The organism is Pseudoalteromonas sp. SG43-7 (assembly GCF_014164295.1).
Classification (GTDB): Bacteria; Pseudomonadota; Gammaproteobacteria; order Enterobacterales; family Alteromonadaceae; genus Pseudoalteromonas; species Pseudoalteromonas rhizosphaerae.
The window spans coordinates 1-340 of the sequence record NZ_JACJEY010000202.1; the positions used below are offsets into that span (position 1 = coordinate 1).

1 protein-coding gene is annotated in these 340 nt (G+C 37.9%); it reads left to right on the plus strand.

Features of this window, described 5'->3' with window-relative positions; genetic code table 11:
* On the plus strand, positions 1–340 hold a 340-nt coding region (locus tag H5200_RS24540; RefSeq protein ID WP_182719783.1), incomplete at both ends, for a DUF2931 domain-containing protein.

Consider the following 340-nt stretch of genomic DNA (forward strand, 5'->3'; position numbering starts at 1 on the left):
TGTGCAACAACAGGTGAAATAGATTATATGGTTGTATCGGGTTCAACGGATGAAGGTAATGATATATTCGTGACTTTAATTAAGTTTGATGACCAGTGGGATGTACCCGCAGGAACTATGTCTTGTTGTCGAGCCACAGCGGGAGCTATGGTTGGTGTTTACGATCAAAAATTCCCAGAAAAAGTAGCGGTTGAGTGGTTAGATAAGTCAGAGAGCAGAATTTACTACGGTGAACTGGCAATAAATAAAAATGGTTATAAATTAGCTAAAAATTTACCTGCTTATGCATGGATAAGCACAGGAGAAGTAGAAGAAAATATCAGGCCTTATTTAATTGTTG